We start from the raw sequence: 15,514 nt of genomic DNA on the forward strand, positions 1-15,514 counted from the left end.
AGATCTGACAGGTGCGCAACGCTTTCAGATCAACGGTATCAACGGGACGCTGTTTTTAGCCAGGCATTTACCGACGACTCAAGGTTTGTGCAGCGTTTTTTGCCGCAAAATGTAAACCGTCACCAACACCGCACTGGTCAACATGAACCCCCGCGCCCACGGCAGTGGCACCAGGTAGCACGAGAACAGAATGCTCGCCCACATCAGCCCGATCGCGTAGACCTTGCCCTTGAGCGGTATGCCATTGCCATCGAGGTAATCGCGGATCCATGGCCCGAGCCGTGGATGCTCGACCAGCCATTGATAGAAGCGCGGAGAGCTGCGCGCGAAGCAGGCTGCGGCGAGCAGAAGGAAAGGGGTGGTGGGCAGGACGGGCAGGAAAATCCCGATCACCCCCAATGCCACGCTGAGCCAGCCGATGGCCAGCAGGATGTAGCGCAACATCAGGGGGCGGTTGCCTATGGGGTTGTCCATAGGCCGGATCTTAGTGGTGACGTGGCTTGAGGATCGCCGGTTTTTCGTCGGGCGCCTGGCACAGCAGGTACAGCGCGGTCAGGGCTTCCGGGATCTGTACGATCATGTCGTCCATCAGGTTGGCGTCTTTGGCGATGTCTTCGAATTCTGGCTGTTCGTCGAACAGGCCCGAACCGACCATGATCGGCAGGAGCATTTCGCTGACTTCTTCTTCGGCGGTTTCGAACCAGGCTGCTTCACGCAGGAATACGCCTTCCATGAAACCGATGCACCAGCCGCGCAGTTCGGAATCGTCCGGCTCGTCGCCCAGATCCAGTTCGCATGGCAGTTCGAATTCTTCATCCGAAGCCAGTTGACGGGCGATGTGTGCCTTGAGGCCGATCAGGGTGGCTTCGATCTCTTCGCGCTGGGCGTCGCTGCTGTAATGCGGCTCTTCGGCGAACAGGGCGTCGATCCACTCACGCTCCGGTACGTCTTCAGCGCAGATCGACAGCGCGGTCAGGTAGCCGTGAGCGGCCACGTAATCCAGCGCCTCGTCATGCAGCTCGTCGGCGTCGAGGAAAACTTGCAGGCGGGTCAGTTGCTCAGCGAAGGACATTACGGGGCTACCTTGGGGAATAAACAATGCGGGAATTCTAGGCCTTCTTGCGCGCTCAAGCCAGCCGCAAGGCAGATTTGCCCCGCCGTGCCTTGCATATCTCCTGTAGGAGCTGCCGAAGGCTGCGATCTTTTGCTGTTGATCCGTTAAAGCAAGATCAAAAGATCGCAGCCTTCGGCAGCTCCTACAGAGGTATCAGAGATTGTATCGACGGGTGTCGCCCTGTGCAGGTTAGGCCTCGGGTATACTGCCGCGTTTTGCGATCCCTGCCCGCATTGCGCGTGTCACGTAATGCGTTCTTACGTTTTGTTTAAGCAGCCCCGGCTGTTCTGAACCAGCCTGCGCAGGGATGTATCGGTAGATTTTTGGAGTTTTTATGCTCGAACAGGCTCAACGCGTCCTCAAGGACATCTTCGGCTACGACAGTTTCCGTGGCCGTCAGGGTGCAATCATTGAGCGCGTGGCCAGTGGCGGTGATGCGCTGGTGCTGATGCCTACCGGTGGCGGCAAGTCCCTGTGCTTTCAGGTGCCGGCGCTGTTGCGCGATGGCCTGGCGGTGGTGGTATCGCCGCTGATCGCGCTGATGGACGATCAGGTCGCCACCCTCGAAGAGCTCGGTGTGGCCGCCGCCGCGCTGAACTCCACCTTGAGCGCCGAGCAGCAGCGTGACCTCGCAGCGCGAATCAAGCGTGGTGAAGTGAAGATGTTGTATCTGGCGCCCGAGCGTCTGGTGCAGCCGCGCATGCTGTCGTTCCTGCAAGGCCTGAACATTGCGTTGTTCGCCATCGACGAAGCGCACTGCGTGTCGCAGTGGGGCCACGACTTCCGGCCGGAATACCTGCAACTGGGCCAGTTGGCCGAGCTATTCCCCGACGTACCGCGCATCGCGCTCACCGCCACCGCCGACAAGCGTACTCGCGAAGAAATCGTCACCCGCCTGCATCTGCAGAATGCCGAGCGCTTCCTGTCGAGCTTCGATCGCCCGAACATCTTTTACCGCATCGTGCCCAAAGAGCAGCCACGCAAGCAGTTGCTGGCGTTCCTCGCCGAGCGGCGCAGCGATGCCGGCATCGTTTATTGCCTGTCGCGCAAGAAAGTCGAAGAAGTCGCAACGTTTTTGAGCGAGCAGGGCTTCCCGGCGCTGCCGTATCACGCCGGTTTGCCCAATGAGCTACGTGCCTTCAACCAGAAGCGCTTCCTCAACGAGGAAGGCCTGATCATGGTCGCCACCGTGGCGTTCGGCATGGGCATCGACAAGCCCAACGTGCGCTTCGTCGCGCACCTTGATCTGCCGAAATCCCTTGAGGCGTACTACCAGGAAACCGGGCGCGGCGGCCGTGACGGCCTGCCAGCGGATGCGTGGATGGCCTACGGTCTGCAAGACGTGGTGATGCTCAAGCAAATGTTGCAGAACTCTGAAGGCGACGAGCGGCACAAGCGTCTGGAGCAACACAAGCTCGACGCCATGCTGTCGCTCTGCGAAGAAACCCGCTGCCGTCGCCAGACCCTGCTGGCGTACTTCGATGAAGACATGCCCGAGCCGTGCGGTCATTGCGACAACTGTGTCGATGGCGTGCAGACTTGGGACGCCACCGAGCCTGCACGTCAGGCGTTGTCGGCGATTTTCCGTACCGGCCAGCGTTATGGCGTCGGTCATCTGGTCGACGTGCTGCTGGGCAAGGACAACGAAAAAGTCCGCAGTTTTGGCCATCAGCATCTGTCGGTGTACGGCGTTGGCAAGGCACTGAGCGAGAGCGAGTGGCGCTCGCTGTTCCGTCAACTGGTCGCGCGCGGTCTGGCGGATGTCGACCACGAAGGCTATGGCGGCCTGCGTCTGAATGACAGCTGCCGGCCGTTGCTCAAGGGTGAAGTCACGCTGGAGTTGCGCCGCGATCTCAAACCGCAGGTTACCGCCAAAACCGCCAGCAAGAGCCCGGCCAGCCAACTGGTGCGCGGCGAAGAGCGCGAACAGTGGGAAGCCCTGCGCGCGCTGCGCCGCAAATTGGCTGAAGAACATGGCGTGCCGCCGTACGTCATCTTCCCCGATTCGACGTTGCTGGAAATGCTCCGTAGCCAGCCGACCTCGCTGGCGGAAATGGCCCGGGTCAGCGGCGTCGGTGCGCGCAAGCTGGAACGCTATGGCGATGCCTTCCTCGAAGTGCTCGGCGGCGAGGTCGAGGCGCCGAAAGCGGTGGCCGATGTGCGCCACGAACTGATTACCCTGGCACGTGCAGGCATGACCCCGTTGCAGATCGCTGGTCAGTTGCAGTGCTCGGAGAAGAACGTCTACACCATGCTCGCCGAGGCGATCGGCAAGCAGCAACTGTCGCTGGAACAGGCGCTGGATTTGCCTGAAGAATTGATGGGCGAAGTGCAGGACGCGTTCCTCGATGGCGAAGGCGAGTTGCCGTCGGTCGCCGAAGTGGCGGAGCTGTTTGCCGGACGTGTACCGGAGGGCGTGCTTTATTGCGTGCGGGCTGCGTTGCAATCGGAATTCGAGATGTAATTTGGCCGTACCCCTCATCGGAACGCCGCCCGCCCAGCCCTCTCCCAAAGGGAGAGGGGGCCGACCGAGGCGTCTGAGGTTTGACATCGACCTGAAAGAACCAGTCGATTATGGATTCGGTAAAGCAGGATCAAGTCGGCGTAATCCTGAAGCATCCCCCATTCAGTCCCCTCTCCCTCTGGGAGAGGGCTAGGGTGAGGGCCTGCCAATTCTGGATTCAGCAAAGCAGTCCCAAGTCGCTGAATATCTAAAGCATCCCCATTCAGTCCCCTCTCCCTCTGGGAGAGGGCTAGGGTGAGGGCCTGCCAATTCTGGATTCAGCAAAGCACTCCCAAGTCGCCGAATATCTAAAGCATCCCCATTCATTCCCCTCTCCCTCCGGGCGGTCCGACGTTTCGGGAGGGTTAGGGTGAGGGGCTTCAAGATGTAACGATTCAGTACAGACCACCACTTGCCTATAACTGCAGCTCATGCTTAGCTGGCTAATAATTAGATTTTCTTTATTTTCAGTCTAACCGTGAGTGTTTTATGCCGTTAACCGATCAACACCGCTTTGGCATGCAACTGGCCCAGATGTCCCGTGGCTGGCGTGCCGAACTGGACCGCCGGCTGGCCGGGCTGGGTCTGTCCCAGGCGCGCTGGCTGGTGCTGCTGCATCTGGCGCGTTTCGAAGAAGCGCCGACCCAACGTGAATTGGCGCAGAGCGTTGGCGTCGAGGGCCCGACCCTCGCACGCTTGCTCGATAGTCTGGAAAGCCAGGGCCTGGTGCAACGCCAGTCCGTGATGGAAGACCGCCGGGCGAAAAAGATCGTCCTCTGCGCGCCGGCGCTGCCGCTGATCGAACAAATCGAAACCATTGCCACGCAACTGCGTCACGAATTGTTCGCAGGCGTCGACGAAGCGGATTTAAAGGTGTGCATGCGAGTTCACGGGCACATTCTGGGCAACCTGGAAAAATCTTGAGGCACATCCACGTGCCGTATCTTTGAGAGATCGCGCTGAGCCGACTATAAGAACTACTGGGCAATATCGTGTTCGTACCGGATGTGCGAACGCATAGAAGTCGGTTTTGCTTATTTAAGGGATGCTCATGCTCGCAAGTCGGCACGTGGTACTGCGCGGTGGCGCCAAATGGTTGCTGGTCGCCGGTGTTTTCAGCTATTCGGCCTGGTCGATGGCTTTGGGGCTGGGAGAGATCACCGTTCATTCAGGCCTCAATCAGCCGCTCAAGGCTGACATCGCGTTGGTCGATGTCGGCGGGCTGACGCAAAACGATCTGTCGGTACGCCTGGCCACGGCGGATGAGTTCGCCGAGGCCAGGGTCGAGCGGGTGTTCTTCCTCAACGACCTCAAGTTCATTCCGATCCTGCATGGCAATCGTCAGATGATCCGGGTGACGTCCAGCAAACCGGTCAACGAACCCTTTCTGAATTTCCTCGTACAGCTCAATCAGCCCAACGGCCGTTTGCTGCGTGAATACACGGTGTTGATCGATCCACCGGGTTCGCCGGGTATCGTGCCGGCCACCGATGAACCGGATCCGCGCGCGCAATCCTCCGCGTTTCCCACTGTCGAGCCTGCTGTGGCGTTGCCACAGGCGCCTCAAGCCAAGCGCGATACCGCGCCAGCACCCACGCCGGCAAATTCGGCCGCCAACGATGCGCTAGCCGAACAATTGGCGGCGAGCGTTCTGCTCAGTCAGCAACAGCAGAAGACCATCGATGAACTGAACGCAAAACTGCAGACACAGAATGTGCAGATTGCCGATGGCAAGCAGCAGATCACTGACCTGCAAACGCGCCTGGTCGAACTTCAGCAAGCGCCACCGACTGTGGTGGCACCTGCTCCGGCACCGATTGTGCCGCCGGTTGAATCCAGCGATGACGCTATGAACTGGCCATTGCTCGGTGGTTTGTTGCTGTTGCTGGGGGCACTGGCCGGGTTGTTCGTCCACCGTCGCCGGCAACAACAGATACCCACCGACGAGCCGTTGCCGCTGTTGCCGCTGGATAATGAGCCGGACGTAGCTGAAGCCGCAAACGCAGAACCCGTCAGATCTCATGCTTCAGACCAACACCGCGAAGAACCGGCGGCAGGCGATGTGCTGGAGGCGGTGGGGATCTATCTGGCCTATGGCCGACTGGGCGAAGCGGCGGGTTTGCTGCGCGATGCCTTGCACAAGGAGCCGGAGCGCAGCGATATCGGTTTGCAGTTGCTTGAAGTGCTGGGACGCCAGGGTGACAGCGCTGCGTATGAACAACAGGAAGGCCATTTGCGTGAGCAGGGCGTGGATACCCAGACTTTGCAGGATGTTCGCGCCCGACATCCGAAGCTGGTGGGGGCCGCGCTGCCGCCGGTTATTGCGGCGCCCCCCATTGTTGCTGCGCCACCGGCGCCGGAAGATGATTTCGAGTTGAATCTTGGCGAGTTGTCGATGGATTCCAGTTGGGATCTGGAGGACAGTCGCCCGGCCACGGCTGAACCTTCGGCGCAAACCTCGGCCCTCGGTTCCGGCCTGCAAGTACTGCCGCAGGATTTCGAGTTGCCACTGGCGGCCAGTGAGGACGCGGAACTCGAGTGGATTCCTGAGCCGGACGCCGAGCCGCTGGATGAAGATTTTCTCAATGAGTTTGCTGATCCCGAGCCGTCACTGGCGCTGCAACCTCTGGATTTGCAGGCACCAGAGCCAGTACACGACGAAAATTCCGGAAAGCTCGAACAGGCTCAGACGTGCATTGACGACGGTGACATCGACAGCGCGATTGCGTTGCTCAATGAATTGCTCAAAGAGGGCGATGAACCTTTGAAGCAAACGGCGCGGACGTTGCTGGCGGGAATTCGCTGAAGCCTCCGATCCGATTTGCGGTTGAGCTGATACCGCCTTCGCGAGCAGCCTCGCTCCCACAATTGGAATGCGTTCCCCTGTGGGAGCGAGCCTGCTCGCGAAGGCGGATTGTCAGGCGACCTGATCAGAAGGTCTGTCCAAGGTTCAGATAAACCGCCTGCTCATTCGCATCGTTCAAGCCATAACTGAAATTCAACGGCCCCAGCGGCGTGTCAAAACCGATAAACACGCTCGCGGCGTTGATGTAGCCACTGTCGAACTCATTGTCGTTGTTCCAAGCCCGTCCACGCTCCAGCGAGGCGCCGGCATACAGCGGGAAATCCAGCGGCAGATACGAACGCGGCGTCAACCGGCGGTAGTACACCGCGCGCATCAGGCTGATGTTCTGTCCGGAAATCGCGTCTTCACGGAAACCCGAGAGCTGCCGCGCACCGCCGAGCAGGAAACTCGATGTCACCACGTTGGCGTCGTTGAGCGTGCGCCCGTAGCGCCCGCCGAGAATCAGCGTATCCGGGCCACGGCTCATGGCTTTGTCGATTTTCAGGTCCCACTGTCGATAACGCGTGTCCGACCCCAGCCCCGGTTCGAACTGCATCAGCGTCAGGCTGACGTCCTTGCCTTCGTGAGGGAAGTACACATTGTCCAGCGAGTCGTACGAATACTTCAGCGCGTAGAAACCTTCGTTGAAATTCTCACTCGGCAGATCCTGATCGCCAATCCGCACATCGGCCTTGCCCCAGGCCTCGCCGACACCGAAACGCACCTCGCCGTTGTTGCCGATCTGGCGGCCGAAGTTGAGGCCGAAACCGTAGCGCTCGACGCGGTACTGCGCGATCGGATCGTTGTCGAGCACCGCTTCAACGTTCTGCGCCTCGAACGAGGCGTACGGTGCGACGAAGTAACGCGAGCCGACGTCCAGCGGTTGATAGAACTCGGTGTACAGCTCTTGTTTATCGCCAATCTGCGCACGGGTCAGCCATTCCGCGCCGAGGCGGTTGATGCCGTTGATGCGATAGCTGGCACCGAGGTTGAAGGCGCTGTCGCCACGCATGTCGTCGGACAGGTTGAGGCCGACCCGCAAGTAATCGGTGCCGCTGCGCTTGCCCCGAGCACTGATCACCAAGGTGTGATCCTCGCCCTTGTGCACCACGCGGTATTGCACCTGCTCGAAGTAGTCGAGGCCATACAAGGTGCCCATGTCCGAATGCAGGCGCCCCAGATCCAGTGGCTCGCCGATGTGCTGGCGGATGTAATAGCGAATGACATCGTCGTCGACCTTCGAGTCGTTCTCGACGCGGATCGCGGTGATGATCGGCGTACGCTGCCCCGGTGAGCGCGCGGCGTTCAGTTCGGCGTCCTGAGACTCGTCGGGTTTGAGCTGCGCGAGGCGCGCGTCGAGGATTCGGGTCGCCCGGTAACCGGCGTCGATCATCTCCTGAGCCTTGCCGAAATCAGTGACACCGAACGCCGCCAGCGCGGGCTGAATCAGCACATCGGAGGGTTTCAGCGCAGCCAGTTGTTCTTCGGAGTTACTGCGGGTCATCAGGGTGATCGACTGGTTCAGCACATCGACTACGGTGGTCAGTTGTTTGCGATTGCGCAGCGGTGTGCCGATATCGACGACGATGGCCACGTCGACGCCCATTTCCCGCGCGACATCGAGGGGGATGTTGTCGGTCATGCCGCCGTCCACCAACAGCCGGCCGTCGAGTTCGACCGGGGCGAACACCGCCGGGATCGACATGCTGGCGCGGATCACCTGAGGCAAATGACCTTTGCGGAACACCACTTTTTCGCCATTGGAAATATCAGTGGCAACGGCGCGGAACGGGATTGGCAGTTTGTCGAAATCCCGGGTGTCGCTGGTATGCGCCAACAGACTTTCCAGCAGTAGGGCGAGGTTCTGGCCCTGAATCACGCCCAGTGGCAGGCCGAGACTGCCGTCGTCGCGGAAGCTGAGTTTCTGTTTGACCAGGAAGTCGCGGTCATCCTGCTTGCGCCGAAACGGCACGTCTTCACGCGGTGGGGCGTCGGACAGCGCGGCTTGCCAGTCGATGTTCAGCGCGAGTTTTTCCAGCTCATCGATCTTGTAACCCGAGGCGTACAGGCCACCGACCACCGCGCCCATGCTGGTGCCGGCGATCGCATCGATCTTGATGCCTTGCTCTTCCAGCGCCTTGAGCACGCCGATATGCGCCAGCCCGCGCGCGGCACCGCCGGACAGCACCAGGCCGACTTTCGGTCGTGACGCCTCACTGGCATGGACAAGCAGAGGAAGGAAACCAAGCAGCAGGCAGAACAGCAGACGGCGCATTGTGAGTCTCGGGGCAAGCGTTAAAGCCGGCTATTATAGCGGCGCCCTCTGTCTCAGGAGTTTCAGCGAACATGACTGTCGCAAAAGCAGAAGTTGTCATCACCTATTGCACCCAATGCCAATGGCTGCTGCGCGCCGCATGGCTGGCGCAGGAACTGCTCAGCACCTTCGGCGATGACCTCGGCAAAGTCTCGTTGGTGCCGGGCACCGGCGGGGTATTTCACATCACCTGCGCCGGCGTGCAGATCTGGGAACGCAAGGCCGACGGTGGTTTTCCCGAGGCCAAGGTGTTGAAACAGCGGGTTCGCGATCAGATTGATCCTGAGCGCGACCTCGGCCATAACGACCGCACTCAGTGAGACGCGGCCTCGGCGGCGACGGTTTTCTTGTCGGCGCTGCCGGACATCCGCGCGGAAACGACGATGGCGATGATGATCAGTGCGCCGCCCATCAACATCCGTAGGGTCGGGTTTTCGTTGAACAGCAGCCAGGCGATGGTAATGCCGTAAACCGGCTCCATGGCAAACACCACCGCCGCCGTGCGTGCTTTGATCACCGCCAGACTGGCGACGAACAGGCTATGAGCGACGCCGGTGCAGAACACCCCGAGCAAGCCGATCCACAACCAGTCCAGTGCCCGCACTTCACTGAGTTGCGGCGCCGCAACCGGCAGCAGACACAGCGCCACCACGACGTTTTGACACAACGCCGCCTGCACCGCCGGGATGCGCCCGGAGCTGGCGCGGTTGGTCAGTGACAGCAGCGAGAACAGCAGGCCCGACAACACTGCCCAGAGCAGGCCGGTGGTTGCGCCGCTGGCCAGATCGAACGCCGGGGTGACCAGCACCAGACCAACCGTCACCAAGACGACGAGGATGATTTCATTGGCGCGGATGCGTTCGCGGAAAATCAGCCCTTCAAGAATCACCGTGAAGGCCGGGAAACTGGCAAAGCCCAATGTTGCGATGGCGACGCCAGCAACTTTCACCGAAACAAAGAAGCTCACCCAATGCCCGGCCAGCAGCACGCCACTGAGGGCGAGGCGGCGCCAGTCTACGGCCTGCAGTTTCTGCCAGCCGTGCTGGCTGGCGAAACGAGCGAAGAACGCCAGGGCGAGCACGGCGAAAGCTGCGCGACCGAAGACGATCACGGCGGGGGACGCGGCAGCGAGTTTGCCGAACACACCGGTCAGGCCAAACATCAAAGCGCCTATATGCAGAGCGCCAAGGGCGGTACGCGGAGTCATTGCAATCCTTAATCCAGACACGGTTTCTTGTGATGATCGTCCCCATGCTCTGCGTGGGAATGCCTCTAGGGACGCTCTGCGTCCAGTGACGCGGAGCGTCACGGGCTACATTCCCACGCGGAGCGCGGGAACGATCAATTAGTCCATTGAACCGCGTCTCGGCCTACAAGTCTGTCGGCAGACTATCGTCTTTTGTCGCAGGAATCGCGCCGAAGCTGGCCGGGTGATGCACCGAACTCACGTAGGACGGCAGCCGAGAAGGCACTCTGCGAGCTGTAGCCGACGCGACTGGCAACTTCGCCGATCGGCAGGGCTGTGTCGCGTAGCAGTTGTACTGCCAGATGCAGGCGCCGACTGCGGATGTAATCCATCGGCGTCTGCCCGCATTCGGCCATGAACCGCGCATGCAGGCGCGCACTGGACAACCCGGCCACGCGCGCCAGATCGGCGACTTGCAGCGGATAAGCGGCGTTTTGCTCGATGTGCGCATCCAGCGCGGCGTAGGGCAGGCGACGCGCAACGAGTTCGCCAGGTTGCGCGTGATTGAGACTGGCCAGCAGCAACACCGCGCCTTGTTGCGCGATCAACGGATCGCTGACCGGACTGTTCGCCAGCCAGTTGACCAACTGGCTTTGCCCCGCATCGAGTGACAGTCGCGCCGGCAGGTCGAGCAAGCGTTGGCTGGCCTCGGCGTGCTCGCCCAGCGAGTCCTTCACCCATTGCCCCTCAGGGATGTCGAGGACCAGACAGCGGCTACCATCGGGGCTGCCGCAGGCATGATGAGCACCGGACGGGACCACCACAAAACTTTGCTGGCGCACCTGACTGCCACAACCCTCGACCTCGAAATCCAGCGCACCGGACAACCCGAACACCAATTGCGCGTGGTCGTGGCTGTGGACGATCAGGTCGTGGGTGTACTGACGCAGGGTGAGGATCGGTCGCATGGCAGGTTGTCTCCGAAGTGATCGCCAGTCTACACCGGCGCACGCGGAATGCGTTGTCACACGACTGACTCACGCTTGTCATGGTCGATTAACCAGACAAGCGCACTCTGGCGAAAACATCGCAGAGGGTTGCCCATGACCAGCGCCGAGCTCGCCAGACCCAGTCGCAAACAACGGGTGCGAACCCTGTGGATCTCCGACGTGCATCTGGGCACGCGCGATTGCCAGGCCGAGCACTTGTCGCAATTTCTCAAGGGCTACCATGCCGACAAGATTTATTTGGTCGGCGACATCATTGACGGCTGGAAACTGCGCGGCGGCATGTACTGGCCGCAGGCGCATACCAACGTGATCCGGCGTTTGCTGACCATGAGCAAGCGCGGCACCGAGGTGATTTACGTCACCGGTAACCACGACGAATTCCTGCGGCGGTATTCGAAGCTGATTCTGGGCAATATCCAACTGGTCGACGAGGCGGTGCATGTCACCGCAGACGGGCGGCATCTGCTGGTGATTCACGGCGATCAGTTCGATGTGATCACCCGTTATCACCGCTGGCTGGCCTTCCTCGGCGATTCCGCTTACGAATTCACCCTGACCCTCAATCGCTGGCTCAACCATTGGCGTGCGCGCTATGGCTACGGCTATTGGTCGTTGTCGGCGTACCTGAAGCACAAGGTGAAAACCGCGGTGAGTTTCATCAGCGACTTTGAAGAAGCCATCGCCCATGAATGCGTGAAGCGCGAGTTGCATGGCGTGGTGTGCGGGCACATTCACCACGCCGAGATCCGCAAGGTGGGGGAGGTGGATTACCTCAATTGCGGCGATTGGGTGGAGTCGTGCACGGCGCTGATCGAGCATTGGGACGGCACGATCGAGCTGTATCGGCTGGCGGATGCGCAGGCGCGTGAGGCAGAACTCAAGGCTGCCAAAGTCGCAGAACTCGCCTGAAAAGCAAAGATCGCAGCCTTCGGCAGCTCCTGCATGTGACCTGTGTAGGAGCTGCCGAAGGCTGCGATCTTTTGATCTTAGGCCGGGCTGTGTTCCTCCATCGCCGCCTTGTAAATCGAGTTCTTCGGCTGCGCAAACAACCGCTCCATCATCGGCTCAAAGAAGCTCAACGGCAGCGTGTCATAGTCAGGATCAAACGCCGCCGCATCGTATTTGGCACAGAACTCGGCAGTCGCTTGATACTGCGGATGACCGGCGAACTGCTCGCGCAGATGCCGATCCATACCCAGATGATGAAAGAAGTAGTAACCCTGAAATACCCCATGCTTCTCGACCATCCACAAATTTTCGGCACTGACGAACGGCTTGAGAATTGCCGCAGCAATGTCCGGATGGTTGTACGAACCCAAGGTGTCGCCAATGTCATGCAGCAAGGCGCAGACCACGTATTCCTCGTCGCGACCATCACGAAACGCACGGGTGGCGGTTTGCAGCGAGTGGGTCAGGCGATCCACCGGAAAGCCGCCGAAGTCGCCTTCGAGCAATTTCAGGTGCGTCAGGATCCGTGAGGGCAATTGTTTGGCGTAGGCACTGAAGTCAGCGGCGATGATCGCCCAGTCTTCCTGCGTGCCGTCCTTCATATGGGTGAAGCGGGCATTGGCATTCATTGGCTGACCCTCATTCAGAACGCCACGCGACCCAGAATCATGTCGCGGTACATGACGAAGTCGCCGAGCAGGCTGTACAGCGGATGCTGGAAAGTCGCCGGTCGGTTCTTTTCAAAGAAGAAGTGCCCGATCCAGGCGAAGCTGTAACCGGCCAGCGGCAAGGCCAATAACAGCAGCCAGGCACCCTTGGCGAGGGTCATCGCCAGAATGAAAATCACCAGCGTGGTGCCGATGAAATGCAGGCGCCGGCAGGTGCTGTTGCTGTGTTCGCTGAGGTAGTACGGATAGAACTCAGCGAAGCTGTTGAAATGCTTGATGTTTTCCACGACCGCGTTCTCTGTGGTTATTGTTCTGGCGACGAGTTGTTCTGCGGGTAGCTTATTTGAGTCTAGAGTGATCATTGGCGTGGGCCAGTGACAATCGGCGCCACTTTAGTATCCTTGGCAAATCAGGCCGTAGCATGCGGCCCCTCATGTAAAAGAAAAACGCCATGAGCGAACGAACGACTTCTGCAAGCTGGGCGATGGGGATTGTCAAAGCATTGGAGATGGACGGCCTGGATTGCCGGGTTCTGTTCAAGCAACTGGGGCTCGATTACACGGCTCTGGATGATCCGGATGCACGCTTCCCGCAAGATTCCATGACCCGCCTGTGGCAACGGGCGGTCGAGCTGTCCGGCAATCCGGCGATCGGCCTGAACATGGGTAAAGTGGTGCGCCCGGCGTCGTTTCATGTCGCCGGCTATGCACTGATGTCGAGCAATACGCTGGCCGAAGGCTTCCAGCGGCTGGTGCGTTATCAGCGCATCATCGCCGAGAGCGCCGACCTGAGTTTCCGTCTGCTCGATGAAGGTTATGCGCTGATTCTGACCGTGCACGGTGATCATCTGCCGCCGACCCGGCAAAGCGCCGAAGCCTCGCTGGCCTGTGCGCTGGGCCTGTGCGGCTGGTTGACCGGGCGCACCCTGCATCCGGTCAAAGTGCTGGTGCAGGGTGATCAGCCGGAAAATCTGGAACCCTACAAACAAGCCTTCCACGCGCCATTGGTGTTCAACGCGCCGTACGATGCGCTGATCTTCGAGCGTGCCGACATGGAAGCGCCGCTGCCCACCGCCAACGAAGCGATGGCGCTGCTGCATGACCGCTTTGCCGGGGAATACCTGGCGCGGTTTTCCGAAAGTCGCGTGACCCACAAGGCGCGGCAGGTGTTGTGCCGTTTGCTGCCGCAAGGTGAACCGAAGCGCGATACCGTGGCGCAAACCCTGCATTTATCGCAGCGTACCTTGCAGCGGCGCTTGCAGGAGGAGGGCACCAGTTTTCAACAGTTGCTCGACGACACCCGCCGCGAACTGGCCGAGCAGTATCTGGCGCAACCGAGCATGACCTTGCTGGAGATTGCCTATCTGTTGGGCTTTGCCGATCCGAGCAATTTCTTCCGCGCGTTCCGCCGCTGGTTCGACACCACGCCCGGCGATTACCGGACGCGGTTGTTGCAGGCGCCGAGCGCGGTCAGTGACGCCAAAAGGCCGGAATACACAGTACAAACACCGTAATGATCTCCAGTCGGCCGAGCAGCATACCGAACGACAGAATCCATTTGGCCGCGTCCGGCAGAGTGGCGAAGTTACCCGCCGGGCCAATGGTTTCGCCCAGGCCCGGGCCAACGCCGGACACGGTGCTGGCGGCGCCGGTCAGTGCGGTCATCCAGTCGACGCCGAGCAGCGACAGGAGCAGGGCGATCACGCAGATGGTGATGGCGAAGAAGAACGAAAAGGTCAGAATCGAACGGACGATCTCTTCGTCGAGGCGGTGACCGTTGTACTTCTGCTTGATCACTGCGCGCGGGTGAATCAGCTGATTAAGGTTGGCCTTGAGCAGGATGTAGGCGACCTGAAAACGGAAAATCTTGATCCCGCCCGCCGTCGACCCGGAACAGCCACCGACAAAGCCCAGATAGAAAAACAGCATCAGCGAGAAGTTGCCCCACAGGCTGTAGTCGCCGAGGGCAAAACCGGTCGTTGTGACCACCGACGTCACGTTCAGCGCCACGTGGCGTAGCGCCTCCAGCCAATGCAGTTTGGTCGTCCACCAATACCAGGTGCCGAGCACCAGCCAGGTCACCAGCAACATCGCCAGCAATCCCTGCACCTGCTGATCCTTGATCAACGCCCTGCGATTGCCGCGCAGCGTCGCCACGTACAGGGTGAACGGCAGGCTGCCGAGGATCATGATCACGATCGCGACCCAGTGCACCGCCGGTTGTGTCCACTTGGCCAGCGACTGGTCGGAGGTCGAGAACCCGCCAGTGGAAATCGCCGACATCGCGTGGTTGATCGCGTCGAACGGGCTCATCCCGGCCCACCAGAACGCCAGGCTGCCGAGGATGGTGATGCCGACGTAAGCCGCCACGATCAGTCGCGCCACCATGTGCGAGCGCGGCATGACCTTTTCCGAACGGTCGGAGGATTCGGTCTGGAACAGGCGCATGCCACCGATGCGCAGCAGCGGCAGAATCGCTACCGCCATACCGATAAAGCCGATGCCGCCGATCCAGTGCAGTAACGAGCGCCACATCAGGATCCCGGGGGACATGTTGTCGAGGCCATTGAGCACGGTCGAGCCGGTCGCGGTAATGCCCGACATGCTTTCGAAAAACGAGTCGGTGTAGCTGATGTGCTGGGTCAGCAGAAACGGCAGCGCGGCAAAGATGCACACCACCAGCCAACTGCTGACCGTCAGCAGATACATGTCACGTGGGCGCAGGTGAATGTGTTCCGGTCGACCGGGAATCACCAGCGCAAGGCCGGCGACGAAAGTGATCATGCTCGCCCAGAGGAACGACGGCAGGTCGCTGGTGCGCTCGAAAATCACCAGCGTGGCCATGGGCACAACCATGGCCACGGCCAGGGTGATCAGGAAGATGCCGATGATGAAACCAATGATCCGTAAGGTCGGCAACGCCATGA

14 protein-coding genes are annotated in these 15,514 nt (G+C 60.3%); 6 read left to right on the forward strand and 8 right to left on the reverse strand.

What is annotated here, in order from left to right; genetic code table 11:
* Window positions 1-78: 78 nt before the first annotated feature.
* On the reverse strand, window positions 79-474 hold the full coding sequence (locus tag M5G26_RS27365) for a YbaN family protein (protein ID WP_262194040.1): 396 nt from the start codon (window positions 472-474) through the stop codon (window positions 79-81).
* A 10-nt stretch (window positions 475-484) separates the two neighbouring features.
* Entirely contained in the window at window positions 485-1,072 is a 588-nt protein-coding gene (locus M5G26_RS27370; protein WP_016984205.1) for a UPF0149 family protein, read from the reverse strand.
* A gap of 376 nt (window positions 1,073-1,448) precedes the next feature.
* Here M5G26_RS27370 and recQ point away from each other — a divergent pair, with 376 nt between their 5' ends.
* The 3 genes from recQ (at window position 1,449) to M5G26_RS27385 (ending at window position 6,423) form a co-directional block, all read left to right on the forward strand.
* Window positions 1,449-3,578, forward strand: a complete 2,130-nt coding sequence (gene recQ, locus M5G26_RS27375) for a DNA helicase RecQ (RefSeq protein ID WP_273916998.1) — start codon at window positions 1,449-1,451, stop codon at window positions 3,576-3,578.
* Window positions 3,579-4,106: 528 nt separating this feature from the next.
* Window positions 4,107-4,541 (forward strand): MarR family transcriptional regulator, encoded by a 435-nt coding sequence (locus M5G26_RS27380; RefSeq protein ID WP_134177725.1) that lies wholly within the window; start codon window positions 4,107-4,109, stop codon window positions 4,539-4,541.
* Between the two features lie 127 nt (window positions 4,542-4,668).
* The gene (locus M5G26_RS27385) at window positions 4,669-6,423 is read left to right on the forward strand and encodes a FimV/HubP family polar landmark protein (protein ID WP_273916999.1); all 1,755 of its coding nucleotides are present in this window, start codon (window positions 4,669-4,671) and stop codon (window positions 6,421-6,423) included.
* Between the two features lie 124 nt (window positions 6,424-6,547).
* Here M5G26_RS27385 and M5G26_RS27390 read toward each other — a convergent pair whose 3' ends face one another.
* A complete protein-coding gene (locus tag M5G26_RS27390) occupies window positions 6,548-8,737 on the reverse strand; it encodes a patatin-like phospholipase family protein (protein ID WP_150692151.1) in 2,190 nt (729 codons plus the stop codon).
* 71 nt (window positions 8,738-8,808) lie between these two features.
* Here M5G26_RS27390 and M5G26_RS27395 point away from each other — a divergent pair, with 71 nt between their 5' ends.
* Window positions 8,809-9,096, forward strand: coding sequence for a SelT/SelW/SelH family protein (locus M5G26_RS27395; RefSeq protein WP_038363724.1), 288 nt, complete (start codon window positions 8,809-8,811; stop codon window positions 9,094-9,096).
* On the opposite strand, the gene M5G26_RS27400 is transcribed toward M5G26_RS27395, so the two are convergent.
* On the reverse strand, window positions 9,090-9,983 hold the full coding sequence (locus M5G26_RS27400; RefSeq protein ID WP_064119598.1) for a DMT family transporter: 894 nt from the start codon (window positions 9,981-9,983) through the stop codon (window positions 9,090-9,092). The genes M5G26_RS27395 and M5G26_RS27400 overlap by 7 nt on opposite strands.
* 182 nt (window positions 9,984-10,165) lie before the next feature.
* The gene (locus tag M5G26_RS27405) at window positions 10,166-10,930 is read right to left on the reverse strand and encodes an AraC family transcriptional regulator (protein WP_273917000.1); all 765 of its coding nucleotides are present in this window, start codon (window positions 10,928-10,930) and stop codon (window positions 10,166-10,168) included.
* A gap of 135 nt (window positions 10,931-11,065) precedes the next feature.
* Here M5G26_RS27405 and M5G26_RS27410 point away from each other — a divergent pair, with 135 nt between their 5' ends.
* Entirely contained in the window at window positions 11,066-11,881 is an 816-nt protein-coding gene (locus M5G26_RS27410; RefSeq protein ID WP_007919701.1) for a UDP-2,3-diacylglucosamine diphosphatase, read from the forward strand.
* Between the two features lie 77 nt (window positions 11,882-11,958).
* Here M5G26_RS27410 and M5G26_RS27415 read toward each other — a convergent pair whose 3' ends face one another.
* Window positions 11,959-12,549, reverse strand: coding sequence for an HD domain-containing protein (locus M5G26_RS27415; RefSeq protein WP_150692154.1), 591 nt, complete (start codon window positions 12,547-12,549; stop codon window positions 11,959-11,961).
* A 14-nt stretch (window positions 12,550-12,563) separates the two neighbouring features.
* Complete coding sequence (locus tag M5G26_RS27420; protein WP_273917001.1) at window positions 12,564-12,875, reverse strand: DUF962 domain-containing protein; 312 nt, start codon at window positions 12,873-12,875, stop codon at window positions 12,564-12,566.
* A 164-nt stretch (window positions 12,876-13,039) separates the two neighbouring features.
* On the opposite strand from M5G26_RS27420, the gene M5G26_RS27425 reads away from it, so the two are divergent.
* Complete coding sequence (locus M5G26_RS27425) at window positions 13,040-14,101, forward strand: AraC family transcriptional regulator (protein WP_208867537.1); 1,062 nt, start codon at window positions 13,040-13,042, stop codon at window positions 14,099-14,101.
* Here M5G26_RS27425 and M5G26_RS27430 read toward each other — a convergent pair.
* Window positions 14,058-15,512 (reverse strand): TrkH family potassium uptake protein, encoded by a 1,455-nt coding sequence (locus tag M5G26_RS27430; protein ID WP_038363735.1) that lies wholly within the window; start codon window positions 15,510-15,512, stop codon window positions 14,058-14,060. The genes M5G26_RS27425 and M5G26_RS27430 overlap by 44 nt on opposite strands.
* Between the last annotated feature and the right edge of the window lie 2 nt (window positions 15,513-15,514).

It is taken from the genome of Pseudomonas sp. TNT2022 ID642, assembly GCF_028656995.1.
GTDB lineage: Bacteria > Pseudomonadota > Gammaproteobacteria > Pseudomonadales > Pseudomonadaceae > Aquipseudomonas.